Genomic DNA, 26,879 nt, shown 5'->3' on the forward strand with positions numbered 1-26,879 from the left:
AAATTTTTGGAGTTTGTATGAATGAGATATTTTTTTTAAATAATACAAAAGCACTTTTTCAAGTAGATGAAATTTTAGCATATAAACTAAAAAGCCTAAAAAAGCCCTATACTATGAAAGTTGTAAACGAAGAGAACGTAGCAAATTTTAAAGATGATAATGGGCATATACTTTATAATAATGCAAAAGCAGAATTAAACGAACATTTAAATTTGTTTAATACAACTTATAAAAAATATCCCGTTTTGTTTTTTTATGGCTTTGGCAATGGGGCATTAATAAAACAATTATGTAAAAATGAAAAGCATAAACATATAGTAGTTTTTGAAGATAATCTTGAAATTTTAGCCCTAGCCTTTCATTTAAATGATTTTAGCAAAGAATTAAGTAGTGAAAAACTTATACTTTTTTATACGCCAAATATCACAACTGCCCAACTTAGCACCCTTTTTACCTATAATGAAATTCAAAAAAGCGTTAAAATTTATAATCTTTTCATACATAGCGATTTTTATATACAATTTTATCAAAATGAAATTCAAAAATTAAATTTAAAACTAGTAGATATTATAAGATTTATAGTAAGAAATCACGGAAACGACCCTATGGATTCACTAACTGGCATAGTCCATACCCTGCAAAATATCCCTAAAATGCTAACTCACACGCCTTTTAAGGAATTATTAAAAAAAAGAACTAGTAAGCTTAAAAATGCAGCTATTGTAGCAACTGGTCCAAGTCTTATAAAGCAACTACCGCTTTTAAAAGAATATCAAAACAAAGTTGCCATTTTTTGTGCTGATTCTTCTTACCCTATACTTTATAAGCATAATATAAAGCCTGATTATGTTTTTTCTCTTGAAAGGGTAAGTTTAAGTAGTGAGTTTTTTAATAATGATTTTGGCGAATTTGACAAAGATATAATTTTTATACTGGCCTCCTTAGTGCATGAAAATACCATTAAATACCTAGAAAAAAATAATAGAAAATACATGCTAGTACAAAGACCCTTGCAATCATCCTTAACCCTTAAGCTTGATGATTTTGGTTATTTAGGCGTTGGGGGAAGTGTGGCAAATATGGCATTTGAATTAATTGCCTTGCTTAAATTTGAAAATGTTTTTTTAATAGGGCAAGACTTAGCCTATGCAAATGATGGTAGTTCTCATCCAAAAGAACATATTTATGGAACACAAGGTGATGAAATAAGAGGACACCTTTACACAAATGCTTATGGAGGGGTTGGGCAGGTTAGAACGCAAATTACTTGGGAAGGATTTAGAAAGACCTTTGAAAGAGATATATTTTTTGCTAGGACTAAATTAGGACTTAGTACTTATAATTGTACAGAAGGTGGGGCTAGGATTGAAGGGTGCAAAGAACTTCCTTTTAAAAATGCTTGTGAGCAGTTTTTAACGCAAGATTTACAAAAGCCCTTTGAATTTGTAGGTTCCTTTAATGAAGAAAAGATTAAAAAAATAGCACAAAGAATGAAAAAACTTATCAAAAAAAATCTCTTAGAAAGCAAAAATTATATAATTAAGGTCAACAAAGAACTAGACAAACTAGAACCAGAACTAAGGCAAGAAAACCCAAATTATAGTAACTTAAATAAGATTAAAGATAAACTTTTATCATATTTTAAAGACTTTAAAAAATTAAAACTTTTTAACGAGCTTACTAAGTCTTTACATTTTCACAACGAAGCAAATATAGTTAAATTTGAAGTTTTAAATGATGAAGAACAGACTCAATATTTGATAAATTTTTTACTCTCTCAAAGGCATTGGTTTTTACAAGGCTTATCGTACTTGCAAAAACAAAATGAAGTGATTGAAAAGACTTTAAAAATTTGGGAAAGTAACGATTTTGTTTAAGTACTCCAAAAAAGGATAAAAAATGATAAAAAATGAAATTTTTGAAAAAAATTTAGAAGCAATGCTTGGAAGGGCTAATAAAGATTTAAAAGAAGCCTTGTTAGAGATAGAAAAAACAAAAAAATTTAGCATAAAATTTGGCAAGGATAGCTTGGATATAAACTTTATAGACAATGAAACTGGCGAGTTAATGTATAAAGATACACTCTTAGAACTTCAACAAAACTTAGACAAATTTAAAGATTCTTCCTATATGCCTATTTTGTTTTTTTATGGCTTAGGAAATGGGATTTTTTACAAGGCATTACTCAAAAATACCTTTCATAAAAGAATAATAGTTTATGAAAAAGAACTTGAACTTATATATTTAGTGCTAAGCTTATTTGATTTTTCACAAGATTTATATAGAGGTAGATTGATGATTATTTATTCTAAACACTATCACTATGCTATTGCAAATGCTTTATTTAATATAAAAGACTTTGTTTTATTTTATAGAACCTATAATATTAATTTACATTGTGAATTTTATAAAAGATATGAAGAAGATATAAAAGAAATTAATAAATACAATCACCAAGTGATAGTTACAAGGTCCCTTCAAAGAGGGAATGATCCTCATGATGCAATGATTGGCATTGACCAAATGCTTTATAATATGCCTTATATGCTTTCAAATTTAAGCTATAAAGATGTTATTGAAAAAAGAAGAAATATCTCAAAAAATGCTATCATAGTAGCTACTGGACCAAGCCTTGCAAAGCAACTTCACTTACTTAAAAAATACGCTAAAAATGCTATAATCTTTTGTGCCGATTCTTCTTATACTATTTTACATAAACATGGTATAAAGCCTGATTATGTAGTATCCCTAGAAAGAGTACCTTTAACTAGTGAGTTTTTTAATAATGATTTTGGCGAATTTGATAAGGATATTATCTTTATGGTACCTACCCTAACGCATCCAAATACCATAAAATACCTTGAAAAATATAAAAGGAACTATGCTGCCTTTTTAAGAAATTTACCCTTTGCTATATCTTTGAAACTTAGAAAAAGATTTGGTGGCTTAGGAGGAGGAATGAGCGTAGCACATGTTGGATATGAGTGTGCACAAGCTATGGGTTGTACAAATATCATTTTAATAGGACAAGACTTAGCCTATGCTAAGGATGGAATGTCACACTCAAAGGATTATATGCTAGGAAGTGATTTTGATACAAAAGAAGAAATAGACCATCAATTTGATACCATTGCTTATGGAGGAGAAGGCATTGTTCATAGTACTAAGGTTTGGACCGTGTTTAGAAATCTCTTTCAATCTTACATAAATGCAAATAAATTTTTTGTTAATACTTATAATTGTACAGAAGGTGGGGCTAGAATTGAAGGTGCCACTGAAAAGCCTTTTAAAGAAGTTTGCGAAGAACTACTTACAAGTGAGTTAAAAAGACCTTTTAAAAGGGTAAAAAAGATAAGTAGAAAAGAACAAAATGAACTAATACTAAATACCTATAAAATAATCAAAAAAAATATGAGTTTAAGCATGACCTTTAAAAAAACAACTAAAAAGCTATTAAACCAAATTCAAAAAATAACCCTTAAACACGATGCAAATAAGTTAAAAGAAACCGTTGTCGCTATTGATAAATTTAGAGAAAAACTTGCAAATAAAAGATATGAGTTTTTATTTGAGATTTTAGGACCTACCCTTTATCACGAACAAAATTTACTAGCCCCTATTTATGCAAGAATTGTAAAAAATGAAGGCGATAAACAAAATAAAATGCTTGCTTGGGTTTATGCACATGAATCCTTACTTGAAAGTATAATCGACTTAATAGATGTCCAAAACGAACACTTAAAAATTTCTATTATGCCTTTACAAGACGTGCTTGAAAAAAGAAAGTTGATTTAAACTTTATTTTTAAATTTATTGTGTTTATTATCTAAAATGTCAAAACAAAGCCCTTAATAGCTTTGTAATTAAAAAAATGTTATGTTTTTAGCTGGTTTATAAATTTAAGCTTATTACTAAATTTATTAAAACAACTCACAAGGATTTATTTTAAATTGTAGCATTTTAGCAGTTTTTCTGCCATTATCCCCGCCCTTTCTTTGCATAGTAATTTTACCAATTTTTAAACTACCTTGTTTAGAAAGTTCTACCTTGCCACTATAAAAATTTATTACTTCATTAATGGGTTTTAAAATCCATTTTAATGGCTCTTCTTTGATTTTTAAAATCACTAAAAACCATTCACTTGCAAATTGTCCACGTCCTTTTAAAATATCATTTAAAATTAAGGGTTGATTTAAAGTGAAAAAATCAATAAGTAAGCTTTGTTCTTTCAAGTCAAATTCATTTAAAAACATTCTACGACAATCTTTGGGATTATTGATTTTTGGTTCTTTTTCTCCAACAAAATATTGTAAAAGTTCTAAAATATCATCTGGTATATTCCACAATTCTTTATAAGATTTAAGCCATCTTTTATCAATTTGATTAAAGCCACTTGGATTTGAAACAAGTTTTACTTGGATATTTTGTATATCTTGTAAATTTTGAAATTTAATTTGTATTAAAATAATTACTTGCACATCAGCCTTATAACTTTCTTTAATTTTTCTTGCTTGTACTTGTGTAATTTCTTTTAAATTATAATTCATTGCCTTAAGCCATTCTTGTGCTAATAAATTATTTTTCCAATCATTAAAAGTAGCTACTACAAAATTTTCATTTTTAAAACCATTTTTTGCTGTTTTTGACCCTAAAATTTTATCCATTTATTTTCTTTATATTATAGGCTAAATTTTCAATAACATTTACACTCATTGCGTTACCACATTGTTTTAAAAGATTGTTTTGACTAAGATTTGAAATTTTATATTCAAGCTTTTCAATCTTATCAAATCCTTGTAATTTAAGTGCTTCTAAGCCATTAAGCTTATAAAGATTTTTATTAAAAACATATAATATTCCTTGCCTATCTCTACGCAGAGTTGGAAAATTATTGCGATATAATCTTAAATCAGATTGCCTAGTATCAAGCACTAAATAATTTTCTTTTAAAATATCATTTAAATTTATTTTATTACCAAATTTTTTCTTATTATATTTATTTTCTAGATAGGCTAAAAATGTTTGATAGTTTGTCGTATTTTTATCAAAAATATTTTTCTTGCTTGGAGATAAAAAATCATTTAATTTAACTTCTTTTAATATACTTGGTGCTTCAAAATAAAATTTTTTATTTAAATTATTTCTAATACCTATAAAATATATCCTTTCTCTACTTTGTGGCAAATTAAAATTTAAAGAATTTATTAAACGATAAGATACCTTATAACCACAATTTTCCAAAAGTTCTAAGATAATTTTTAAAGTCTTGCCCTCATTGTGATTGATAAGCCCTTTTACATTTTCAAGTATAAAAAATTTAGGTTGTTTTATTTGTAAAATTTTTGCTAAATAATAAACAATTTGTCCCTTTTGTGTATTTTCAAGCCCTTCTCTTTTGCCAACAATGCTAAAACTTTGACAAGGAAAACCACTAATTAATAAATCAAAATCGGGCAAGAATTTAGGATTAATACTAGTAATATCCCCAAATTCTAATTCATTTGTAGTATCAAAAAAACTCTTATAAGTCTTAATAGCCTCTTTGTCAATTTCACTAAAACCTAAGCATTTAAAACCATTAAGCGTAAGTCCTAATCTTCCACCACCAATGCCTGAACAAAAATCAATAAAGGTCATTTAAGCTATCTTGTATCCTAAATATACTTTCAACGCATTTTTTTAATCGTTTAATATCAAGCATGTTTAGACCATCACATAGGGCATCGCAAGGATTTATATGAGTTTCAAAGAAAAAGCCATCTACCCCAACCCCAGCAGCTGCCCTTGCAAGAGGTTCTACAAATTCGCTTTTTCCCCCACTACTTCCTCCTGCTGCCCCTGGCATTTGTACGCTATGGGTTGCATCAAAAACAACTGGGGCAAACTCACGCATTATAACTAAACTTCTCATATCTACAACCAAATTTCCATAGCCAAAACTAGAACCTCTCTCAGCTACAAAAACTCCATTTTTCCAAGCTACTTCCTTTCCTTCTTCTTCAATGCCCCTAGTTTGAAGCACCTTTTTAACGCTATATTTTATATCATAAGGGTTTAAAAACTGTCCTTTTTTGATATTTATCTTTGCCCTTGTCCTTGCAGCACTTACAAGTAAATCAGTTTGCCTACATAAAAAGGCTGGAATTTGTAAAACATCAGCAACATTTGCAGCTATTTCTGCTTGGCTATTTTCGTGAATGTCAGTTAGAATTTGCATATTAAATTCTTTTTTTACACTTTCAAGTACTTTTAAACCATCATCAATCCCAGGTCCCCTAAAGGAATTTATACTAGTGCGATTTGCTTTATCAAAGCTTGATTTAAAATAAAAATCAATCCTTTCATCATCTCTAAAACTTTCAAGTTCCTTTGCAACCTTAAAAACTAAATCCTTGCTTTCTATTACGCAAGGTCCTGCTATTAAAATCATTTTTTGCATTATTTTTCCCTTTTTTTCTTTTTAATAACTAAAATTAATCCACCGACAATTATACCTAATATACCTATAAAAACCATAAAGCTTGGTAAATTATCCCCTAAAATAATACCAACTATTAAAGAAAAAAGCACGTCTAAATAGCTAATCCCGGCCACAATCCCAGCTTGTTTTGCTATGCCATAAGATTTTGTAGCATGAATTTGATAAAGTGTTCCAAAACAACCCATTAAGGCTATTATAAACCACTCCCATATGTTTGGCATTACAAAGGCTGCTATTATAAAATCAAATTTTTCATAATGATAAAATTCCCCTAAAATCATAGAAATTAAAGGCATTATAGTGCCTATAAAGATAAAAGATAATGCGATTTTTTCTGTAGTATAAAATTTTCTAAGTTCTCTAACGCTAGTTAAAGCAAGGGCTGCAAAAAAGCCGCTTAAAATACCTAGACTTGAGTTTTTAAAATCAAAGCCAGTATGAATTTCATCATTTGCAAAGGGTTGAACTATAAAAAGTACGCCGATAAAGGCTATAAAAATTCCTAACCAGCCCTTTATGCCTATATTTTCTTTAAAAAATAAAAAAGCTATTAAGCTTATAAAAATGGGTGCAGTTTTTTGAAAGGCAAAAGCCCCACCAAGCGTTATATTAGATACATTATAAAAAAATAAATACAAAGACAAAGTCCCAAAAATTCCTCTAAAAACTAAGAGTAAAAAATGCTTACCTTCTTTATGAACCTTTGATTTTTTAATCAAATAAAGCATAAAAACAAGCCCTATAATATTTCTAAAAAACATTAATTCAACAGAAGGAATATCAGTGCTTAAAATTTTCACACAAGCACCCATAAATGCAAAATCTAAACAAGCAAGTATCATAAAATAAATGCTAAGATTGTGTTTTATTATCCTTAACATATTAAGCCTTATAAAAAATCTTGCAATTGTAGCTATTTTTTACTTAAGTTAGAAAAAAGGCAATATTAAATTTAACTTAAAGCATTGCCTTTGATTAATATTTTATTAAGCAAAAGTTTAGTAAAGTTAAAAAGTCTATTTAATGCATTTAGCATTATTAAACGCCTATTAATAGGCAAATTCTAAGAATTCATAAAGGAGAAATTATGAAAGCAAAAAAGAAAAAAGAATTAGCTGATAAAATCAAAGAAGCTATAGAAGAACAACTCAAAGAAAGGGCCATAGAACAAGAAAATGAAAAATGGAGCTTTGAGGAACGTTTAGGTGAGATAAAAGAAGCTATTTGCATTCGTTTAGATGAACTTCACAATCTTAACATTTTGGAAACTATGGAAAGATTGAATAAAACAAAGCTTAGTTTTTTCTCTGAGAAAGATATAAAGACTAGAAAAGATATCATTAAAGATATAAAAAATCTTTTAGAAATTCTAGTTGAGATAGATTTAAAGGTCGAATTACTTGACAATCTTATCAAAAAAGATAAGGTCCCAACTGATATCGCACCAGCAATAAATGCAAATACTATTTAAATTTAAGGCTTTAATTTTTTAAAGCCTTTTGTAACTTTTTGTAATCTTTCTTATTTTTTATTCTAAAGTTTTAAAAAATGCTTTTTTAAGTTTTATTTAATAAATTCTTTTTACAAAAAAAGAGATAAAATTTATACTAAATACTATTTTTAAATATATTAAAAGCATTTAACAAAAATTTAAGCCTTTAAAATGTGAAAAATTGAAACAAGATTATATAAAAATAATAAAGCTAAATTTTTATATAAGAATTTTTTAGTAAAATACAATTTTATTAAAGACAAAAAAGGTTTATAAAATGTCTGTTAGCACTCAACACCCATATTTTGGTATTTTTGCTATGTTAGCCTGTGCTGTGATTATATTTTTTGGATTAGTTTTTTTAGCAGCTAAAATAGGCAATAACCTAGCAGCTAAAAATCGTAAAAAATTAGGACTTGGAATTTATGAGTGTGGTCCAATCCCTGTAAAACAAGCTAATAAAATAAATTCTCAATTTTTCGTAGTAGCCCTTATTTTCATACTTTTAGATATAGAAGTTGTATTTTTGTTTCCATGGGCACTTATTTTTAAGGATTTAGGCTGGTTTGGGTTTTTAGAAGTGGTTGTTTTTATATTGCTTTTAGGCATAGGATTTTTATATGCTTATAAAAAAGGAGCTTTTCAATGGCAGAGCATCAAGTAAATTATACAAATGGTTTGCCTGTTGTTTTAACAAGCGTTGATAAATTAGTTCAATGGGGCAGAAGTAATTCTTTATGGGCTCTATCTTATGGCTTGGCCTGTTGTGCTATTGAAATGATGGCAACTGGTGCCTCGCGTTATGATTTTGATCGCTTTGGTACTATTTTTAGGGCTAGTCCAAGGCATTCTGAGGTGATGATAATAGCAGGTACTTTATGTAAAAAACATGCTGAATTTACAAGAAGGTTATACGACCAGATGCCTGATCCAAAATGGGTTATTTCTATGGGAAGTTGTGCAAATACGGGTGGTATGTTTAATACCTATTCAACCGTGCAAGGTGTAGATAGAATAATACCTGTTGATATTTATGTACCAGGCTGTGCACCAAGACCTGAAAGTTTTCAATTTGCCTTAATGATTTTACAAAAAAAGATACGAAAACAAAAGGCAAGTCATAAAATTCAAGTAAAAAGGCTAATTTAAAATGAGAAAATATACAAATAAAAAAAACGCTCAACTTAAAAATTATTATCAAGATAGATTTTATCACGCCCCAAGCACTACAAAAATAGACATTAAAGAAAGTAAATTTAAAGATGATTTTGAAGTTTTAAAAACACAGATAAATATTATATCTTCCTTTGTTGAGCTTGATTTTTGGGTACTTTACATAGAAAAAGAAGATAATGTTAAAACCTTAAATTTACTTAAAACCCTTGGATATTTAAGCTTTACAGAAGCAAGTGCTATTGATTTTATGGAAAGTAAAAACGGCTTTGAAGTGTTTTATCAACTTTTAAATTTAGAAAATAAAACAAGGGTTAGGGTAAAAACCTTTGTAGGTGTAAAAGAAAGATTAAATAGTGTTACTAGCGTATTTAAGGGGGCAAATTGGAGTGAGAGAGAAATTTATGATATGTTTGGAATTTTTATCATAAATCACCCAAATTTAAAACGTATCTTAATGCCTGATGATTGGTATTCTCACCCACTTTTAAAAAGCTATCCTTTGCAAGGTGATGAATTTGCAAAATGGTATGAGATTGATAAAATTTTTGGCAAAGAACATAGAAAGGTAGTGGGGGCTGAACAACGAGATAGTGGCTTTGTAAATGAAAAAGATACTATAAATTTCGCAAAGCTTTACCATGAAACTCCAAAGGGTCAACCTAGAGTTCAAAACGTTAGCAAGCAAGAATACCAAGAAGAAGAAGGCGTTGCCTTTGTTAAAAAGCTAAAGAGAGCTAATAAAAAAATACTAAATACAAGGCGTTAAAATGCAAATTCCTAGTAAATTAAAACCATATTATGAAAATATAGCCTTTGAACGCGATGATACAAATATGATTATAAATTTAGGTCCTCAACACCCCTCAGCACATGGAAATTTAAAACTTGTTTTAGAACTTGATGGAGAACAGGTTAAAAAAGCCAGACCTTGCATAGGCTATATGCACAGAGGCATGGAAAAAATGGCTGAAAATATGATTTATCAAGAATTTATTCCTACTACTGATAGAATGGATTATATAGCTGCAAGTTCAAATAATTATGCTTATTGTGCCACGGTTGAAAAGCTTTGTGGACTTGAAATTCCAAGGCGTGCAGCTGTTATTAGAATGATACTTTTAGAATTAAATCGCATTGCCTCTCACTTGCTTTGGCTTGCTACACATGCCCTTGATATAGGTGCTATGAGTGTGTTTTTGTACTGTTTTAGGGAAAGAGAATATATACTTGATTTAATAGAAAAATATTGTGGCGCTAGATTAACTCATTCTTCAATGAGAATTGGTGGGGTAATGCTTGATTTACCCGATGGCTTTTTAAAAGAAATGCTTAATTTTTGTAATAAATTTCCAAAAGACATAGCAGATTATGAGGCCTTGCTTGATGATAATAGAATTTGGCGTGCTAGAACTGAAAATATAGGCGTAGTTAGCAAAGAACAGGCGTTAAATTGGGGTTGTACTGGAGTTATGCTTAGAGGAAGTGGCGTAAAATACGATATTAGAAAAGAAGAGCCATATTTACTTTACAATGAGATTGAATTTAGCATTCCTTATGCTACGCAAGGTGATTCTTATGCAAGATACAAGGTTTATATGCAAGAATTTAGGCAGTGTTTAAATATCTTAAAACAATGTGCCTTGCTTTACAAAGATACAGGACCTGAGCTTTTATGCAATCACCCTGAATATGTAAGTGCGTCAAAGGAACAAATTCTAACTCAAAATTATTCTTTAATGCAACATTTTGTTTTAATAACTCAAGGCTTAAAACCACCAAAGGGTGAAGTTTACGTGCCTACTGAAAGTCCCAAGGGCGAGCTTGGCTTTTTTATACACTCTGATGGTAGCAGTCGCCCTTATCGTTTAAAGGCTAGAACCCCTAGTTTTTGGCATTGTGGTTTTTTTGAAGAAATGCTTGTGGGAACTTATTTAGCTGATGTCGTGGCTATTATGGGAAATGTAAATATTGTACTAGGTGAGATTGATAGATGAGACGGGTGGATTTAAGAAAAAGCAAGGATTTTTTTAAGGATTTAGAAAATACCATAAAAAAAGCTAAGATAAACGAGGTCTTGGTAGTTTTGTTTGAAATAGGCGATTTTAGCGTGGTTGAAAAAAGCTTTGCCTTTGTTAGCGAACATGGTTGTGAGCTTTTAAATTCTTTAAAATTTAATCAAGTTGACTGGACTATCACATTAAAAAAGGTTAGTAAATGAATTATGAAAATGTGTTTTGCTGTGTAGATATGTTAAGTCTTAAAAATAAAAATTTATGTGAAAAAATAAGGGGGCGAAATGTCAATATTTCTTGCCTTGATGATAAAAATTTAAAGGCTAAATTTTATAAATGCGAGATTGCAAGTTTAAGCTTTGTTTTAGCCTTGCTTTGTAAATTAAGCGACAGTAAGCATTTTAGTGACTTTGATGAGGGTTTTTTAAGTGCTGAATCTTGCCTTGGAGAAGAAGAGGCCCTTGAACTTTTAGATTTTTTAAAGAATGCAAAAACTATTATCATAGATGAAAATTTAAAATTTCATAAAGATTATGAAAGTATAAAATATTTTTTAAATTTTCTAGCTAATAAATTTAATTGTGAAATTTTAGATTCTAATGAAAACAAACAAGATTTTTCAAAGGCTAAATTTAACGACTTAAAAGAACTTGATAATTATGATGGCTTGGTACTTTTTCGCACAAAATTAAACGATAAATTCTTACATTGTTCTAAGCAGTTTTTACAAATTGCCAAATGCCAAAACCACGCAAAAATCATTATAGAAGCAAAAAATTTAACGCTTGAAAAAGAACTTTTTCTAGATGAAAATTTACAAGGTACAATAGCCTTTTTAGACTTTGAAAATAAAAGCTTTGATTTTATGAAAATTCGTGTAAAGGAAGCAAAATGAAGCTTGTTATAAACGGCATAGAATGTAGCTTTGAAGATGGTGAATATATTTTAAATATAGCAAGACGAAACGATATTTTTATACCTGCAATTTGTTATTTAAGTGGTTGTAGTCCAACTTTAGCCTGTCGTATGTGTATGGTTGAAGCAGATGGAAAAAAAGTGTATTCTTGCAATACAAAAGCAAAAGATGGAATGGTTGTAGAAAGTAATTTAGAAAATTTATGGCAAGAAAGAAACGAGATTATGCAAGCATATTGCATAAATCACCCCTTACAATGTGGAGTTTGTGATAAAAGCGGGGAATGTGAGTTACAAAATTTCACACATAAGGCTAGGGTAAACGTACAAAATCAATGGATACAAGATACGCATAAACCACATAAAAAATGGGGCTTTATAAATTATGACCCAAGCCTTTGTATAGTGTGTGAAAGGTGCATTACAATTTGCAAAGATAATATAGGAGAAAGTGCCCTAAAAACTACATCTCGTGGTGGGGTTGCCCCTGATGCATCCTTTAAAGAAAGCATGGGTAAGGATGCCCTAGCTATTTGGACAAAATTTCAAAAAAGCTTGATTACTCCAAGTGCTGGCGATGTGCTTGATTGTTCATTTTGTGGAGAGTGTACTAGTGTTTGTCCAACGGGTGCTTTGATTGGGGCAAATTTTCAATATACTTCAAACGCATGGGAGTTAAAAAGAATACCTGCGTCTAATCCTCATTCTAGCGATTGTGAATTAATGTATTATGATATTAAACAAAGTGCTATTAATGATAATAATCCTAAAATTTATAGGGTTAGTAATGATTTTTCCTTTGCTACCTTAAATAAGGCTGCAAGATATGGCTTTGATACGCAAAATATTACCTTAAAGGATGAAAAAGCCTTTAAAAATTTAATAAATTTAATTGAAAACAAAGAAATTCAAAGCATTAAATTTAATAGTTTTATCACAAATGAAGAAGCCTTAATCTTGCAAAATTTAAAGCAAAAATTTAACTTAAAGCTTGTAAATGATGAGGCACTAGCTTATCAAAAATTTTTAACTTGCTTTTGTGACAATGCAGGTTTTATTTATAATGGTACAAGTAAGGACATTATAAAAAGTGATTTTATAATAGTAGCTGGCACGCTTTTAAGATATGATGCCCCAACCCTTAGTTATAAGGTAAATAATGCCCTTGTTATGAGTAAGGGGGCTGGTATTTACTTTCACCCACTTGAAGATAGTGGCGTGGCAAAGTATTCTAAGAATTTTTTAAGTTGTATTCATAGAGTGGGCGATGAAGAAAATATTTTATATTTTATACTTCAAAAATTTAGTTCTTATGAAAGCATAAAAGAAAAATTAAATGAATTTTATGAAGAAGTAGACAAAGAAATCGAAGAAGATATTAAAGAAGAGATTGAAGAAGAAGTAAGTAAGCAAAATGAAAATGGCGAAGAGATAAAAGAAATGGTTAAAAAAACTATTATAAAAAAGGTGAAAAAAACTATAAAGGTAAAAAATTCTATCTTTGCTAAAGCTTTAAATTTAGATGAAAATAAGCTTGATGACTTGCTTTTGAAAAAATCAAATTTTACCCTTATTATAGGTAGTGATTTTTATTTTTCTAAAAATGCCTTAAAACTTGCAAAACTAGCAGCCCTAGTACAAAGTACAACGCCTTTTAAGGTATTTTTAAACCCAACGCATACAAATACCTTAGGCGTTAGTTTGATTTGCGATTTAGATGAAAGCACTCAAGGTAAAATTCTAGGTTACAATGAAAAAGGCGATTTTAGCTTTTCTTATGAAGAAGGGGCAAATTTGGCAAGTTCAAGTTTAAACCAACAAGAAGGAAGCTTTGTAAATTACGATAAAAGGCTAGTCCCAACAAATGCAGCCCTTGAATTTAAGGGTTATTTTTTAAATGATTTAGCAAATGCCTTAGGTTTTGATGAAAAATATACCATTGATTATACAAAAAGACTTCCTACAAATAAGGGCTTTTTGCCTATAAATTTTGATGATTTAAGCAATTTTTACGACAATGGTGGAGTAAATCACAGAGGCTATATTTTAAATTTAAAAAACTTTGAAAAAGAGGCAAAATTTGAATTTGAAATGCCAAATTTAGAAAATAAAGAAGATAATACAGATGAAATTTTACTTTATAGTGCAAATCCTAGTTATCAATTTGGTAGATTTTCAAATAGGGCAAGTAGTATAAACGAGACTATATTTTTAGGACTTAGTGAAAGTTTAGCAAATGATTTAGGATTAAAAAACAAAGATTTAGTTAAATTAATAGTTAAAAATCATAGCTTAACGCTAAGTGTTCGCATTGATAAGGATTTAAAAAATGGTGCGTATTTGCCTTATTTTGATGATAAAATCGATACATTAAGCTTTTTTGATGAAAGATTTACAAAGGCAAAAATAATAGGAGTAAATAATGAGTGAATTTGGTTTTTTTGCACTTGAAACTATAATAAAATGTATTATTGTAATAGCTATTTTTGCAACCCTAGCAGGACTTGCAACCTATGCAGAAAGAAAGGTTTTAGGATATTTTCAAAGAAGAATCGGTCCTGATATGGTAGGACCTTTCGGGCTTATCCAACTTGTAGCTGATATGATAAAACTTTTCACAAAAGAAGATATAATCCCAACGAATTCACAAAAAATTATCTTTGCAATAGCCCCATTAATAGCTGCAATTTGTGCCTTTGTATCCTTAGCTGCCATTCCTATGCTACCTGAATTTACGCTTTTTGGACATACTATAAAGCCTATAATTGCTGATATAAATGTAGCTGTTCTTTTTGTAATAGGGACTTCTGGGCTTTGTTTTTACGCTACCTTTTTAGGAGGTATTGCTAGTAATAATAAATGGTCCATAATAGGTGGGGCAAGAGGTCTGGTATCTGTTATTTCTTATGAAAGCGTTAGTGCTCTTGCTTTAATTGCTGTGATTATGCTGGTTGGTTCTTTTTCCTTGGTTGAAATTAGCAATTATCAAAAGGATGGAATTTTATCTTGGTTAATTTTTAAACAACCCCTAGCCTTTATACTTTTTGTTATAGCTATGTTTATAGAAACAAATAGAACTCCTCTTTGTTTAAGTGAAAACGAGGCTGACATAGTTGCAGGTTATGGTACTGAGTATTCTGGTTTAAGATGGGGAATGTTTTTCATAGGAGAATATGCATCCATGATAGCAGGGGCGATTTTAATCACCCTTTTATTTTTAGGAGGATATAACGATTTTTGGTTTATTCCTGGTTGGATTATGATAATACTTAAATCAAGCTTTATTTTCTTTTGGTATTTTTGGGCAAGGGCTGCCTTTCCACAACTTCGCCCCGACCAAGTAATGAAAATGTGTTATTTAATCTTAATACCTTTGGCTGTTTTAAATTTACTTTTCACAGCCTTAGCTATTTTGATATAAGGAAAGTATAATGAAAAATTATTTTATAGTAGATGAAAAAAGGAAAAATCCAAATACAACTTGGCAAAAAATTTCACAATGCTTAATTCGTTGCGTTAAATTAGAATTATTCGTAGGTCTTTATGTAATGATGAGAGAATTACTTAAAAAAGGAAATTCAGCTACCATTAAATACCCACTTGAAATGGTAGAACTTGACAATAGATACAGGGCCGTTCATCGTTTAATGCGTTTTATTGAAAGTGAAAATGAAAGGTGTATAGGTTGTGGGCTTTGTGAGAAAATTTGTATAAGCAATTGCATTAGAATGGAAACTTCATTAGGTAAAGATGGTAGAAAAAAAGTAAATAATTATAGTATAAATTTGGGTCGTTGTATATATTGTGGCTTTTGTGCAGAGGTTTGCCCTGAGTTAGCCATTGTTCATGGTACTGAGATTGAAAATGCGGCCGAGCAAAGATCTTATTATGGTTTTAAGGAAGATTTTTTAACCCCACTTGATAATTTAAAAAACCAAGTTGAATTTCAAGGGGCAGGTAGTTTAAGAAGTGATGCAGATAATTTTGTTAAAAAAACGCCAAATTATTATGATGCGATAAAGGAAAAAGAATGTTAGAAGAATTAAGTTTTTATTTTTTTACCATAATAACCCTAGGCTTTTTCTTAATATCAGTGTTTAGTAAAAATATGCTTTACGCCCTATCTTCTTTAGCTGGTGGCATGGTGTTTTTATCTAGTTTTTATTTTTTACTTGATGCTGAATTTTTAGGAGTAATTCAAATCATTGTTTATAGTGGGGCAGTTTTAGGACTTTACAGCTTTGCTATGATGTTTTTTGATGCTTCAAAAAATTTAAAAGAAAAATTAAGTTCAAAATTTACAATCTCTATTTTAATTATTTTAAGTGCTATCTTGCTACTTGCTATTATACAAGGCTTTAATCCTCAAGGTTTAAATGCAAATTTAACCCTAATTGATGAAAATATCTTTGATTTTAATAAACAGCTTGGCTTAGCTATTTTTTCAAAATACCTTTTAGCCTTTGAATTTATAGCAATCTTGCTTTTAATAGCCCTAGTTTGTGCTATTGTACTAACTCATAAAGAACTTATTAAGGATAAAAAATAATGATAGAAAAATACTTCATACTAGCATTTTTAATGTTTATAATAGGCTTAATAGGCATTTTAAAAAGACAAAATTTAATCATGCTTTTTATATCAAGTGAAATTTTATTAAATAGTGCAAATTTAGCCCTTGTAGCAGGGTCTAAGTTGCATTCTGATTTAAATGGACAAGCCTTTGCTTTGTTTGTCATGGGTGTAGCAGCTTGTGAGGTAGCAATTGGCGTAGCCTTATGCGTACTTTGGTATAGAAAAACTGGTACCTTAGAACTTTCAAGTCTAAAAGAAGTGGAGGCATAAAATGCAAAATTTAGTCTTAATTGCCTTATTTGCACCCTTTATATCTTTTTTATTAGCAGGGACTTTTTCCTTTGCTAAAAAAAGTATTGTGCTTGGCTTTGTATGTTCTTTGTTAATAAGTCTAAGTGCGTTATGTTCTATAATTTTATTATTTATGGGGCAAAATTTTAATATTGAATTTATAGAATGGATAGGACTTATAAATCTTTCTTTTGGTTTTAATATAGATACTATAAGCCTTGTTATGATGAGCGTTGTTGGGGTTGTTGCAAGTTGCGTTCATTTTTATAGTATTTTTTATATGGCAGGTGATGAGAAATTTAATAAATTCTTTTCCTTTTTAGGACTTTTCGTATTTTCAATGCTATTTTTGGTAATGAGTGATAATTTCTTGGGGCTTTTTGTAGGCTGGGAAGGCGTTGGGCTTTGTTCTTGGTTATTAATTGGCTTTTGGTATCAAAACAATACCTATTCTTTTGCTGCAAATGAAGCCTTTATTATGAATAGAATGGCTGATTTAGGTATGTTACTTGGCATTTTTTGGCTTTATTTACAAACTGGAAGTTTAAAATTTAACGAGGTCTTTGCTAATATTTCAAGCTTTGACCACACTTCTTTAATCTTAATTGCAAGTTGCCTTTTTATAGGAGCTATGGGAAAATCAGCCCAATTTCCTTTTCACACTTGGTTAGCCGATGCCATGGCAGGTCCTACCCCTGTTTCTGCATTAATTCACGCTGCTACCATGGTAACTGCAGGAGTTTACTTGGTAATTAGGGCAAGTGCAATTTATGATTTAGTCTTTGAAGTAAGCTATTTTATAGCCATACTTGGTACCTTTGTAGCCTTATTTGCTGCTTCTATGGCACTTGTAGCAAAGGATTTAAAAAGAATTATTGCATATTCTACCCTTTCGCAACTTGGCTATATGTTTGTAGCAGCTGGTCTTGGGGCTTACTCAATAGCACTTTTTCACCTTGCAACTCATGCCTTTTTCAAAGCCCTTTTATTCTTAGGGGCTGGAAATGTTATGCATGCTATAGATAATGAATTAAATATTAAAAAAATGGGTGGACTTTATAAAAGCATGAAAATAACAGCTATTTTTATGTGTTTGGGTTCATTAGCTTTGGCTGGAATTTATCCTTTTGCTGGATTTTTCTCAAAGGATTTAATTATGGGCTATGCCTTTATTAGCCACAATCACGGGCTATTTTTAGGGCTTTTAATAGCTACTTTTTTAACTGCCTTTTATAGTTTTAGATTATTAATGCTAGTATTTTTCACACCAGCTCGACATTTTAATCACGCACACGAAGCAAGTAAACTAGCAATTTTAGCAATGTCTCCCTTAATGATTTTAGCTTGTATAATGGGCTTTTTTGAACACCAATTTTTTAACTTTGTAAGTATTGATTTACCTTTTATAGATGCCAAAAATACCTTAGTTATAATACTTGCCCTTAGTGTTACCTTGCTAGGAATTCTTTTTGCAATCCTAGCTTATAGAAATAACTGGTTTAAACCTAGTTTAGAAAAAAGGTGGTTTTATAAAATTTTAGCTAATGATTATTTTATTCCAAAATTATATCATCAATACTTTGTTGCTAAATTTTCAAGCTTGTGCGTACTTTTAAAAGACTTTGACATACAAGTAATTGATAACTTTGTCCAAGGCATAGCAAATTCTTTTATGAAAACTTCTCAAAGTTTAATCATGCCAAATAATTTAAATTTAATGCTTAAATTTATAGTTCTTGCCTTTGTGCTTTTACTTTTGATAGTGTGGGGTATTTAAATGCTTAATTATTTAATATTTTTTCCTTTAATCGTAGCCTTTGTTGTACTTTGTTTAAATCGTGGTGGAGTAAAATTTTTTAGCGTTCTTGCTTCTTTAATGATTTTAGGCTTAAACTTAAAAATTTTTTATGATTACTTAGTCTTTGAAAATAGCTTTGAATTTAAACTACCTTTTAAGCTTTTAAATTTTTTCAGCTACCATATAGGCGTTGATAGTATAGCCTTAAGTTTAATGATACTTTGTTCTTTAATGATTTTTTTAGCCTTTATTTTTTTAAAGGTAGAACAAAAATCAATGGTAGCAGCTATTTTCTTTTTAGAATTTGCCATTATGGGACTATTTAGCTCCCTTGATGCCTTGCTTTTTTATATATTCTGGGAATTTTCACTTTTACCACTTATTTTTATAATAGGCGTTTATGGAAAAGAATATATTATAGGCTTGAAATTTTTTATTTATGCCTTTGCAGGTTCGATATTAATGCTTGTTTCTATGGTTTATTTAGCCTATTTAAATTATCAATTATTAGGAATTTGGACCTTTGATATTGAAATTTGGAAAAATAATGTCTCAGCAGCAAGTTTTACCCAGCAATTAATCCTTTTTTGTGCCTTTTTCTTTGCCTTTGCCATTAAAGCCCCACTTTTTCCAGTTCACACCTGGGCTCCAAAGGTTTATGCAAATTCACCTATTTTAGTATCTGTAATGCTAGTAGCCTTTAAAATGTCGCCCTTTGGCTTTTTGCGTTTTTGCTTACCACTTTTTCCCGATGCAAGTGTGTATTTTTTGCCTATGATTGCGTCTTTTTGCATATTAAGCATTTTATACACAGCCTTCATAGCCTTTAAGGCTGATGATTTAAGGGAGTTAATCGCTTATAGTTCTATCTCTCACCTTGGCATTATGGTACTTGGAATTTTTTCCTTTAATACCATAGGAATTAGTGGTTCAATTTTTTATATGTTTGCACATGGCATTGTAACCGCAGCCCTATTTTTACTAGCACAAAGCCTTTATGAAAGATACAATACAACAAGCCTTGATAAACTTCACTCACTAGCTCAAAAAGCCCCACTTTTTACACTTTTCTTTGCTATTATGAGTTTTGCAAGTATATCCTTACCTATTACTATAAATTTCGTTGGCGAGTTTTTGGTGCTTTTAGGTATAGCAAAACTACATATAATTTATGGACTTTTTGCTGGATTAATAGTAATCTTAGGTGCCATTTATATGCTTTATGTATTGAGAAAAATTTGTTTTATGCAAGAAAAATCAAGCTTAATAAATTTTAGCTTACACTCAAGAGAAATCATAGCCTTAATCCCTATGGTTTGTCTTGTTTTTTATCTAGGAATTAGCCCAAAAGTACTTTTATACCCTATTGAAAAGGATGTTGATAAAATCTTAGAAGTTATGAATATCAGGGCTGTTGAACAAGATACTATAAATTTTTTACATGCGTTAGGAGCTAGTAAATGAATGAATTATTAAATTTACAAGAATTAAATCTAAGTCTAGCTTACCCTTTTTTATTTTTAATTGCAGTAGCTAGCATACTTTTACTTTGTGCTTGTTTTTATAAATTTCATAGAAGTTTTTATATAAGTGTAAGTGCCTTATCCTTGCTAGTTAGCTTTTTATTAATGCTTTCAAATGTAAATGACCAAGGCTTTGAGGCAAAGGCCTTTTTAGGTACCTTAAATAATGATTTAATAGCCTTTTGTGCAAGTAGCATTATATTAATTTTTTCATTTTTATATATTTTAATGCAAAAAGAAGAAAATCAAGGCGAATTTTATGCCTTATTTTTATTTATGAGTGCTTCTTTTTTATTAATGGTATCAAGTTCAAATTTAGCCTTAATCTTTATAGGCCTTGAAAGTTCTTCTCTTGCACTTTATACCTTAATAGCCATGAGAAGCACAAATAATGCTATAAGTTCAGCCATTAAATATTTTAGTGTTGCAGCCGTTGGTTCTGGCTTTTTTGTAATGGCAGTAGCCCTATTTTATGCAAGAAGTGCTAGTTTAGATTTAGCTGTTTTGTTGCAAAATTCCACAAAGGACGTTTGGCTTTTAGGTGCTGGGGTGTTAATCTTTATCTTATGTGCTATAAAGCTTTCATTAGTACCTTTTCATTTTTGGTTAAGAGATGTGTATTATGCTTCACATGCTAATTTAGTAGCCTTTATTTCAGTTGTTCCAAAAATAGCAATGCTAGCTGTAATCGTTCGTTTGTTTGATTATTTAAAAAATACAGGCTTTGAACTTCCTATATTAATACTAGCTTGTTTTTCTATGCTTATGGGAGCAATCGGGGCAATTTCTCAAAAAGATATTAAAAAAATGTTTGCATATAGTTCTATAGTGCATTCTTCTTTTATAGTAACTGCTATAGTGCCACTGCTTACCCCTGCTAAAAATATACTTGAATTTAGCTTATTGCCAGTTTTTGGGTATTGGACTCTTTTTGGCTTTGCAAATTATGGGGCATTTTTGATTTTAAGCACCTTAAAAGATAGCAATTATAGTTCTTTAAATGGACTTTTAGCAAAAAAACCATTAACCGGCTTTTGCCTTGGAACTTGTGCACTTTCTTTAGCTGGAATTCCTCCATTTGGCGTATTTTGGGGTAAATTTATGGTTTTAGTTGCTACTATTACCAGTGGTTATTGGTTTGTAGCAATTATAATAGCATTAAGTTCAGTTATTATCTTATATGCTTATCTTAAATTAATCATTCACGCCTTATTTATCAAAGGAGAAACAAGCCCTATGCAAAAACTAGATTTAAAGCAAAATTTGATTTTAAGTCTTTGCGTTTGTGCTGGAATTTTTGCTGTTATTTCTATGTTGTAAGTTTATGATATAATAACATATGAGAATTTTATTATTATGCTTAATCAGCCTTTCTTGGCTATGCAGCTTTGAACTTATTTTAAATACTGGACGCGAAAATAATCAAGCCTTTGCCGTGTTACATGCAAAAAATGACCAAGAATTTACTTGTAAATCTATCATTATTGATGCAAAAATGCATTTTGAGTGCGAAATTCCAGGCTCACTTGATAATGAATTAAAAGATAAAAGTTTTGATAACTTTGATTTAAAATTTATAAAAGAAGAACAAAAAATAAGATTAATTATTTACCCAAAAATTCCAGCCCGACTTTTTGAATTATCTCAAAATATTTATTTAGATAAAGAACTTAGTCTTTCTACTACACATAAATCAAAAGGCTTTACTTTTTTATTTTCAAAGGATATTATAAAGGCAAAAGAAGTTGATGGCTTAAATTTTAGTATAGATTTTCCTCACCAAAGCATGCCTTATGTTGGTGCACTTGATTTAAACTCAGATCCCGTAGTAATCCCACAAAGTGCTGATATAAACACCTTTTTACGCATTAAAGAAGAATATGATAAGGGAAATTATGCCCAAGTTGCAACTGATAGTGCTAATGCTATTATTCGTTATGTAAATAGTATTTTTATGAGTGAGTTTATACTTTATAAGCTTAGGGCACAAGATAAAATTTATAATAACAATATAGAAATGCGTGACCAACAAGTTTTAGAAAGCATGATAAATGATGCTAAAAACTGGACTAGGACCTATACAAGCGATAGGCATTTTCCTGAAATTTTGCATATCATGTTAAAAACTTATATGTCCTTAGCCCAAAGGGCTGATGTTGATTATACCATGTCTATTTTAGAAAATGAACAAAGCGATAGTTATTTTACCGAACTTTCAAGGCTTGAATTTGCTGATTATATTTATAATTTAGGTGAAAAACCAAAGGCCATGCAAATTTATGAAGATATTTATTATAATACTGCAAATTTACACCTTGCAGCAAAGGCTGCTATGTCTTTGGCTAGGGATTTACTAGCTAATAACAATACTCAAGGTGCACTTACTTATATAAACACTATTTTTAGAGCAAACCCTAATTATTTTGGAGAAGATATAACAAGGTCCTTAGAACTTGCAAGAATTTTATATCAACAAAAGCTTTACGATGAAAGTGCTGTGATTTATGAAAGTGTCTTTAAAAAAATGCCTAGGATTGATGAAAATTACGAACATACCTTAAAAGACTTAGCCCTAGCCCTAAGCCACACTTCAAGAGGGGTTGATGCTAAAAAATATATTGATTTATATTTAAATGAATTTGTAGACGGGGCGTTTTTAGGTGAAATTCATAAGGCAAATGATGAAGTATTTTTAAGCCTTAAAGATAATAACGCAAGTTATTTACACCAACGTTATCAAGCCCTAATAAAACAATATCAAACAGAAGATGAAAACATAGCTAAACAAGCACTTGATGAGGATATGAAGCTTTATTATGACGAGGGTAATTTTAATGCTATTTTAGACTATAAAGACCAGATTGAACAAGCAGGGCTTAATGATTCTGCTAAGCTTTTAGAAGAAGCTGCTATAAATGCTTTAAATAATGACTTAAAAGATGATGAGTGTTTAAAAGCTGTGGCTGTTTTTGATGATTTTGCAAGTTATAATATAGGGCAAAAAATCAATGATAAAAAGAAAATGTTTGAATGCTTAGAAAGGACTTCTAAGATAAACGAGGCTTTAAAGTATGCTGATACAAATTTGAACGATGACCTTATTTATTATGGGCTTAAAAAGGCTTATATTTTGTATGATAATAAAGATTATAAATCTAGCATTAAAATAGGACAAGACATAGCAAGTTCAAGGCTTTTAAAGAGTGAAGAAGAAAATTTTAAGGCCTATTATATACAATTTGTTTCGCTTTTAAAGATGAATGAGTATAACGAGGCTATAAAAATTTTACGCATTTTAGAAAGCTATCCTATGAATTTTAATATGGTTGAAGCCTATGATTCTTTGCTTAGCTTTGCAAAGGATAATAATATGCAAACTACTATTTTAACCTATGCCCCAAAGGCTATTGATTACCAAAATTTAAGAGGCATAAATTTATTTAGTCCTACTTTAGAATTCTTATATCTTGAAGCCTTAAAAGAAAGTTCGCAAAACGAATTAGCTCTTGAGGTCTTAAAGGATTTATTAAAATTAAAATTATCACCAGAAGATAGGGCCAGGGCATTATATACTCAAAGTCTAGCTTATGAAGCCTTAGGCAATATAAACGGGCTTAATGAAAGCCTTAAACAATGTATGGAAGTAAATGCTACTTCAAATTGGCAAAGTTTGTGCATTGATAAAAATCAGCTTTTAAGTCAGCAAAATTAAGCTTTTAATTTTAATATTCTTTGATAAAAAAGATGAGTTAGAAAGATTACAAAAAATACTTGAAAGATAAGCCCACATACTGGTATGCAAGCAATTATATAAAAAATTAAGGTAGCAAATTTAAACTCAATAGGACTAGTTTTAGCATAGAAATTTTCAAAATTATCTTTATCTAAAACACAACTTGCAACATCAAGCATTAAAAGCTTATGAAAAAGATAGTAAAACACCACATTATAAATAAATAAATTCACAAAGGGAAAAAGTAGCAAAAAACTAGCCACACCAAATAAAAAGATAAATTTAACAAAAATCCAAATAATTTTAAGGATAATTTTGAAAAAATTTACAGAATTTATTTGCTTATAATGATAGTGTTTTTTATTAATACTAGCAACTATAAAGGGCGTTAAAAAAGATACTATAAACATAGAAAAAAATACAGATACAATAATTACTACAAAAGATGATAGTAAAAAGCTAAATATCACTATTAAAACATGTACAAAGGCAAGGCTATAAAGCCAAGCAAAAAAACTACCTTCTTCTAAACCACTAAAAAATTCATCAAAATAATCAAACAAGCTTGAAAAGCCAAAATAACAAAGCAAGATAAATAAAACAAAGCTAAAAAATAAGGGTAAAAGCGAGAATTTTAAAAATTGTTTGCTTAAAGAATCGCTTATTGAAAGTTTTAAAATTTCACTCATAATTTTTTATAAATTTCTTCTAGCTGTTTATAAATTTCATCGTATTCTAATTCTTGATTTAAAATTTCACTTAAAACCTCGTTATCTTCTTTACCATTCCAGTTTTTAATATATTTATTTTCTTTGTAGCCATGGTTTTGACGAAAGGCATTTAAGACATTTTTGCCTATATAAATTTTATATAGACTATACAAATTTAAACCACATTTTATAGCTAGGGTAAAGTATGCTGATAAAAGTTCTTCTAAATCAAAACCAAAGCCACTACACTTATGAATGATTAGTTCTATATCATTTAAAATCGCATAAACATTGCTTTCATTAGGATTATTTTCTTCCTTGCAAAAATCCATAAAAGGACGCAGGGTTGAAATTTGCATGGCTAAAAAATCAAAATTTTTATCCTTACTTTCTTCTAAAATCAAACTCATTATAAAATGCCAAATATCCACTATCTCAATACGTACATTTTCCCAATTAACAGGGGCGTTTATATTTTTCCAATGCTTCCACGCAAAAGAGTCGATTAACTCGGCACATTCCATATAAACGCACCTTCTAAAACTAATAAGCTTACCTTCTTTTGTATAGCCATTTTCCCAACCTATCCCATTTGTTTCATCGTTTAATTTTTGTTGAAGTTTTAACATGCTTACTAGAATTTGCGTATTTTGCACTTTTTATCCTTTTTAACTTTTGAAAGACTTATTATAACTAATTTTTTGTATAATTTTAATAAAGGAATAATATGAAAATCAAAGAAATACTTATTACAAACGATGATGGCTATGAAAGCATAGGTCTTAAAAAGCTTGTTAAAATGCTTAAAAAGGAATTTAAGGCAAAAACCACCATTGTCGCCCCTGCTAGTGAAAAATCGGCTTGTTCTCATTCTATAACCCTTACAAAACCTTTAAAATTTATCAAGGTTGCAAAACGTTTTTATAAGCTTGATGATGGAACCCCTGCTGATTGTATTTATCTAGCCTTACATGCCTTATATAAAACGCGTTTGCCCGATTTAATCATAAGTGGTATTAATAAGGGGGCAAATATAGGAGAGGATATTACTTATTCTGGTACTTGTGCTGGTGCTATGGAGGGCGTTTTGCAAGGAATTCCAAGCATAGCCTTATCGCAATTTTATAAAAAAAATGAAAATATAGAAAAACTAAATTTTGACAATGCCTTAAAGATTACAAAATATTTAATAAAAAAGATTGAAAAAAGTGGTTTTCCATTAGGTGAGAAGGAATTTTTAAATGTAAATTTCCCCTCACCAAAGACAGAATTTAAGGGCATGAAAGTATGCAAGGTAGCAAAAAGGGTTTATAATTATAAGGCAAGTTCTAATATTAATCCTAGAGGGGTTGAGTATTTTTGGCTTTGTGTTGCTGATTTTGATTTTGAACCGGATAAGAATTGTGATTTAGCACTTTTAAAAAAGGGTTATGCTACTATAACACCTATTATGCTTGATTTAACAGCTTATCAAAGACTAAAAGAAGTTAGTTTATGGTTAAAAGGAGATAAAAATGTATGATAGATATACGCGTATAAAATGGCTTATAGGTGAGAGTAATTTTGAAAAATTAAATAATATAAGGGTGCTAGTTTGTGGACTTGGTGGCGTTGGTGGCATGTGCGTTGATTCTTTGTTTAGAAGCGGGGTAAATAATATTTTTGTAATTGATAGTGATAGCTTTGAAATAACCAATCAAAATCGCCAAATTCATAGCGAATATTTAGGAGAAACCAAAGTAGACGTTTTTATTAAAAAATATAATATAAAGGGCTTAAATGCTAAGATTAATACTGAATTTTTAGCAAATTTTAATCTAAATGATTTTGACTTAATCATAGATGCCATTGATGATATACCTGCTAAGATTGCTTTAGTAAATAGCGTTGATTTTTCAAAGCAAATTTTTATTTCTTCAACTGGAGGGGCTAGAAAGATTGACCCAACTCGCGTAAAAATAGCTAGTATCTTTAAAACTCATGGCGATGCCTTAGCTAAAAAATTTCGTTATGAACTTAGAAAAAGTGGCTTTATAGGCGATTTTGACGTAGTTTTTTCAGATGAAGAACCACTTTGCAAGGATTTAGGTTCTTTCATGGGAGTAACTGCAACCTTTGGTTTAACACTTTCTAGCTTAGGACTTAAAAAAATTCTATTAAAATTTTAAATTCA

General features: G+C 29.8%; 26 protein-coding genes. 20 read left to right on the top strand and 6 right to left on the bottom strand.

From position 1 onward, the window contains the following. Positions 1 to 17: 17 nt before the first annotated feature. Complete coding sequence (locus tag FMM56_RS05050) at positions 18 to 1,877, top strand: motility associated factor glycosyltransferase family protein (RefSeq protein ID WP_150207941.1); 1,860 nt, start codon at positions 18 to 20, stop codon at positions 1,875 to 1,877. A gap of 22 nt (positions 1,878 to 1,899) precedes the next feature. Further along, the gene (locus tag FMM56_RS05055) at positions 1,900 to 3,795 is read left to right on the top strand and encodes a motility associated factor glycosyltransferase family protein (RefSeq protein ID WP_150207943.1); all 1,896 of its coding nucleotides are present in this window, start codon (positions 1,900 to 1,902) and stop codon (positions 3,793 to 3,795) included. 125 nt (positions 3,796 to 3,920) lie between these two features. Here the strand turns inward: FMM56_RS05055 and FMM56_RS05060 are convergent, their stop codons facing one another. From FMM56_RS05060 to FMM56_RS05075, 4 genes are read right to left on the bottom strand one after another with little or no spacing between them, the layout of a single operon-like run. Further along, positions 3,921 to 4,664, bottom strand: a complete 744-nt coding sequence (locus FMM56_RS05060) for a type II restriction endonuclease (protein WP_150207945.1) — start codon at positions 4,662 to 4,664, stop codon at positions 3,921 to 3,923. Then, the gene (dcm, locus tag FMM56_RS05065) at positions 4,657 to 5,637 is read right to left on the bottom strand and encodes a DNA (cytosine-5-)-methyltransferase (protein ID WP_150151126.1); all 981 of its coding nucleotides are present in this window, start codon (positions 5,635 to 5,637) and stop codon (positions 4,657 to 4,659) included. The genes FMM56_RS05060 and dcm overlap by 8 nt, the downstream gene beginning before the upstream one ends. Next, positions 5,624 to 6,439 (bottom strand): 3-deoxy-8-phosphooctulonate synthase, encoded by an 816-nt coding sequence (gene kdsA, locus FMM56_RS05070; RefSeq protein ID WP_150151129.1) that lies wholly within the window; start codon positions 6,437 to 6,439, stop codon positions 5,624 to 5,626. The genes dcm and kdsA overlap by 14 nt, the downstream gene beginning before the upstream one ends. Beyond that, positions 6,439 to 7,362, bottom strand: coding sequence for a DMT family transporter (locus FMM56_RS05075; protein ID WP_150140689.1), 924 nt, complete (start codon positions 7,360 to 7,362; stop codon positions 6,439 to 6,441). The genes kdsA and FMM56_RS05075 overlap by 1 nt, the downstream gene beginning before the upstream one ends. Before the next feature lie 206 nt (positions 7,363 to 7,568). Here FMM56_RS05075 and FMM56_RS05080 point away from each other — a divergent pair, with 206 nt between their 5' ends. From FMM56_RS05080 to FMM56_RS05155, 16 genes are all read left to right on the top strand, one after another. Then, positions 7,569 to 7,952: a hypothetical protein gene (locus FMM56_RS05080; RefSeq protein ID WP_150140687.1), complete on the top strand. Its 384-nt coding sequence runs from the start codon at positions 7,569 to 7,571 to the stop codon at positions 7,950 to 7,952. A gap of 298 nt (positions 7,953 to 8,250) precedes the next feature. Beyond that, entirely contained in the window at positions 8,251 to 8,637 is a 387-nt protein-coding gene (locus tag FMM56_RS05085; RefSeq protein ID WP_150140685.1) for an NAD(P)H-quinone oxidoreductase subunit 3, read from the top strand. Next, positions 8,619 to 9,122, top strand: coding sequence for a NuoB/complex I 20 kDa subunit family protein (locus tag FMM56_RS05090; protein WP_150140683.1), 504 nt, complete (start codon positions 8,619 to 8,621; stop codon positions 9,120 to 9,122). The genes FMM56_RS05085 and FMM56_RS05090 overlap by 19 nt, the downstream gene beginning before the upstream one ends. A gap of 1 nt (position 9,123) precedes the next feature. Then, positions 9,124 to 9,915, top strand: a complete 792-nt coding sequence (locus tag FMM56_RS05095) for an NADH-quinone oxidoreductase subunit C (protein WP_150140681.1) — start codon at positions 9,124 to 9,126, stop codon at positions 9,913 to 9,915. A gap of 1 nt (position 9,916) precedes the next feature. Then, on the top strand, positions 9,917 to 11,143 hold the full coding sequence (gene nuoD / locus FMM56_RS05100; RefSeq protein WP_150140679.1) for an NADH dehydrogenase (quinone) subunit D: 1,227 nt from the start codon (positions 9,917 to 9,919) through the stop codon (positions 11,141 to 11,143). Beyond that, positions 11,140 to 11,367: an NADH-ubiquinone oxidoreductase subunit E family protein gene (locus FMM56_RS05105; RefSeq protein ID WP_150140677.1), complete on the top strand. Its 228-nt coding sequence runs from the start codon at positions 11,140 to 11,142 to the stop codon at positions 11,365 to 11,367. The genes nuoD and FMM56_RS05105 overlap by 4 nt, the downstream gene beginning before the upstream one ends. Further along, the gene (locus tag FMM56_RS05110) at positions 11,364 to 12,056 is read left to right on the top strand and encodes a hypothetical protein (protein WP_150140675.1); all 693 of its coding nucleotides are present in this window, start codon (positions 11,364 to 11,366) and stop codon (positions 12,054 to 12,056) included. The genes FMM56_RS05105 and FMM56_RS05110 overlap by 4 nt, the downstream gene beginning before the upstream one ends. Beyond that, the gene (locus FMM56_RS05115; RefSeq protein WP_150207947.1) at positions 12,053 to 14,506 is read left to right on the top strand and encodes an NADH-quinone oxidoreductase subunit G; all 2,454 of its coding nucleotides are present in this window, start codon (positions 12,053 to 12,055) and stop codon (positions 14,504 to 14,506) included. The genes FMM56_RS05110 and FMM56_RS05115 overlap by 4 nt, the downstream gene beginning before the upstream one ends. Next, positions 14,499 to 15,497, top strand: a complete 999-nt coding sequence (gene nuoH, locus FMM56_RS05120; RefSeq protein WP_150140671.1) for an NADH-quinone oxidoreductase subunit NuoH — start codon at positions 14,499 to 14,501, stop codon at positions 15,495 to 15,497. The genes FMM56_RS05115 and nuoH overlap by 8 nt, the downstream gene beginning before the upstream one ends. Before the next feature lie 10 nt (positions 15,498 to 15,507). Next, positions 15,508 to 16,113 (top strand): NADH-quinone oxidoreductase subunit NuoI, encoded by a 606-nt coding sequence (nuoI, locus tag FMM56_RS05125; RefSeq protein WP_150140669.1) that lies wholly within the window; start codon positions 15,508 to 15,510, stop codon positions 16,111 to 16,113. Beyond that, positions 16,107 to 16,625 (top strand): NADH-quinone oxidoreductase subunit J, encoded by a 519-nt coding sequence (locus FMM56_RS05130; protein WP_150140667.1) that lies wholly within the window; start codon positions 16,107 to 16,109, stop codon positions 16,623 to 16,625. The genes nuoI and FMM56_RS05130 overlap by 7 nt, the downstream gene beginning before the upstream one ends. After that, the gene (nuoK, locus tag FMM56_RS05135) at positions 16,625 to 16,921 is read left to right on the top strand and encodes an NADH-quinone oxidoreductase subunit NuoK (protein WP_150140665.1); all 297 of its coding nucleotides are present in this window, start codon (positions 16,625 to 16,627) and stop codon (positions 16,919 to 16,921) included. The genes FMM56_RS05130 and nuoK overlap by 1 nt, the downstream gene beginning before the upstream one ends. Position 16,922: 1 nt before the next feature. Continuing rightward, positions 16,923 to 18,719, top strand: a complete 1,797-nt coding sequence (gene nuoL, locus FMM56_RS05140; RefSeq protein ID WP_150151135.1) for an NADH-quinone oxidoreductase subunit L — start codon at positions 16,923 to 16,925, stop codon at positions 18,717 to 18,719. After that, complete coding sequence (locus FMM56_RS05145) at positions 18,720 to 20,204, top strand: NADH-quinone oxidoreductase subunit M (protein ID WP_150140661.1); 1,485 nt, start codon at positions 18,720 to 18,722, stop codon at positions 20,202 to 20,204. Further along, positions 20,201 to 21,583 carry an NADH-quinone oxidoreductase subunit N gene (locus FMM56_RS05150; RefSeq protein WP_150151138.1) on the top strand — a complete coding sequence of 461 codons (1,383 nt, stop codon included), beginning with the start codon at positions 20,201 to 20,203 and terminating at the stop codon, positions 21,581 to 21,583. The genes FMM56_RS05145 and FMM56_RS05150 overlap by 4 nt, the downstream gene beginning before the upstream one ends. Positions 21,584 to 21,602: 19 nt before the next feature. Beyond that, positions 21,603 to 23,975, top strand: coding sequence for a tetratricopeptide repeat protein (locus FMM56_RS05155; RefSeq protein WP_150140657.1), 2,373 nt, complete (start codon positions 21,603 to 21,605; stop codon positions 23,973 to 23,975). On the opposite strand, the gene FMM56_RS05160 is transcribed toward FMM56_RS05155, so the two are convergent. Beyond that, entirely contained in the window at positions 23,972 to 24,685 is a 714-nt protein-coding gene (locus FMM56_RS05160; protein WP_150140655.1) for an EI24 domain-containing protein, read from the bottom strand. The genes FMM56_RS05155 and FMM56_RS05160 overlap by 4 nt on opposite strands. Next, positions 24,682 to 25,362: a dUTP diphosphatase gene (locus FMM56_RS05165; RefSeq protein WP_150140653.1), complete on the bottom strand. Its 681-nt coding sequence runs from the start codon at positions 25,360 to 25,362 to the stop codon at positions 24,682 to 24,684. The genes FMM56_RS05160 and FMM56_RS05165 overlap by 4 nt, the downstream gene beginning before the upstream one ends. Before the next feature lie 77 nt (positions 25,363 to 25,439). Here FMM56_RS05165 and surE point away from each other — a divergent pair, with 77 nt between their 5' ends. Together surE and FMM56_RS05175 are read left to right on the top strand one after the other, a co-directional pair. Further along, positions 25,440 to 26,228 (top strand): 5'/3'-nucleotidase SurE, encoded by a 789-nt coding sequence (gene surE / locus FMM56_RS05170; RefSeq protein WP_150140814.1) that lies wholly within the window; start codon positions 25,440 to 25,442, stop codon positions 26,226 to 26,228. Next, a complete protein-coding gene (locus FMM56_RS05175) occupies positions 26,221 to 26,874 on the top strand; it encodes a ThiF family adenylyltransferase (RefSeq protein ID WP_150140652.1) in 654 nt (217 codons plus the stop codon). The genes surE and FMM56_RS05175 overlap by 8 nt, the downstream gene beginning before the upstream one ends. Positions 26,875 to 26,879: the final 5 nt, after the last annotated feature.

The sequence above is a fragment of the Campylobacter sp. LR264d genome, from assembly GCF_008633895.1.
GTDB lineage: Bacteria > Campylobacterota > Campylobacteria > Campylobacterales > Campylobacteraceae > Campylobacter_D.

Excerpts from the sequence above, each read along its gene's own strand:
- FMM56_RS05060 (WP_150207945.1), bottom strand. The coding sequence starts at position 4,664 with ATGGATAAAATTTTAGGGTCAAAAACAGCAAAAAATGGTTTTAAAAAT.
- FMM56_RS05110 (WP_150140675.1), top strand. The coding sequence starts at position 11,364 with ATGAATTATGAAAATGTGTTTTGCTGTGTAGATATGTTAAGTCTTAAA.
- FMM56_RS05075 (WP_150140689.1), bottom strand. The coding sequence starts at position 7,362 with ATGTTAAGGATAATAAAACACAATCTTAGCATTTATTTTATGATACTT.
- nuoI (WP_150140669.1), top strand. The coding sequence starts at position 15,508 with ATGAAAAATTATTTTATAGTAGATGAAAAAAGGAAAAATCCAAATACA.
- FMM56_RS05130 (WP_150140667.1), top strand. The coding sequence starts at position 16,107 with ATGTTAGAAGAATTAAGTTTTTATTTTTTTACCATAATAACCCTAGGC.
- nuoD (WP_150140679.1), top strand. The coding sequence starts at position 9,917 with ATGCAAATTCCTAGTAAATTAAAACCATATTATGAAAATATAGCCTTT.
- FMM56_RS05115 (WP_150207947.1), top strand. The coding sequence starts at position 12,053 with ATGAAGCTTGTTATAAACGGCATAGAATGTAGCTTTGAAGATGGTGAA.
- FMM56_RS05055 (WP_150207943.1), top strand. The coding sequence starts at position 1,900 with ATGATAAAAAATGAAATTTTTGAAAAAAATTTAGAAGCAATGCTTGGA.
- FMM56_RS05050 (WP_150207941.1), top strand. The coding sequence starts at position 18 with ATGAATGAGATATTTTTTTTAAATAATACAAAAGCACTTTTTCAAGTA.
- FMM56_RS05095 (WP_150140681.1), top strand. The coding sequence starts at position 9,124 with ATGAGAAAATATACAAATAAAAAAAACGCTCAACTTAAAAATTATTAT.
- FMM56_RS05160 (WP_150140655.1), bottom strand. The coding sequence starts at position 24,685 with ATGAGTGAAATTTTAAAACTTTCAATAAGCGATTCTTTAAGCAAACAA.
- FMM56_RS05155 (WP_150140657.1), top strand. The coding sequence starts at position 21,603 with ATGAGAATTTTATTATTATGCTTAATCAGCCTTTCTTGGCTATGCAGC.
- nuoL (WP_150151135.1), top strand. The coding sequence starts at position 16,923 with ATGCAAAATTTAGTCTTAATTGCCTTATTTGCACCCTTTATATCTTTT.
- FMM56_RS05150 (WP_150151138.1), top strand. The coding sequence starts at position 20,201 with ATGAATGAATTATTAAATTTACAAGAATTAAATCTAAGTCTAGCTTAC.
- FMM56_RS05080 (WP_150140687.1), top strand. The coding sequence starts at position 7,569 with ATGAAAGCAAAAAAGAAAAAAGAATTAGCTGATAAAATCAAAGAAGCT.
- FMM56_RS05145 (WP_150140661.1), top strand. The coding sequence starts at position 18,720 with ATGCTTAATTATTTAATATTTTTTCCTTTAATCGTAGCCTTTGTTGTA.
- nuoK (WP_150140665.1), top strand. The coding sequence starts at position 16,625 with ATGATAGAAAAATACTTCATACTAGCATTTTTAATGTTTATAATAGGC.
- FMM56_RS05090 (WP_150140683.1), top strand. The coding sequence starts at position 8,619 with ATGGCAGAGCATCAAGTAAATTATACAAATGGTTTGCCTGTTGTTTTA.
- FMM56_RS05085 (WP_150140685.1), top strand. The coding sequence starts at position 8,251 with ATGTCTGTTAGCACTCAACACCCATATTTTGGTATTTTTGCTATGTTA.
- FMM56_RS05175 (WP_150140652.1), top strand. The coding sequence starts at position 26,221 with ATGTATGATAGATATACGCGTATAAAATGGCTTATAGGTGAGAGTAAT.
- dcm (WP_150151126.1), bottom strand. The coding sequence starts at position 5,637 with ATGACCTTTATTGATTTTTGTTCAGGCATTGGTGGTGGAAGATTAGGA.
- FMM56_RS05105 (WP_150140677.1), top strand. The coding sequence starts at position 11,140 with ATGAGACGGGTGGATTTAAGAAAAAGCAAGGATTTTTTTAAGGATTTA.
- kdsA (WP_150151129.1), bottom strand. The coding sequence starts at position 6,439 with ATGCAAAAAATGATTTTAATAGCAGGACCTTGCGTAATAGAAAGCAAG.
- nuoH (WP_150140671.1), top strand. The coding sequence starts at position 14,499 with ATGAGTGAATTTGGTTTTTTTGCACTTGAAACTATAATAAAATGTATT.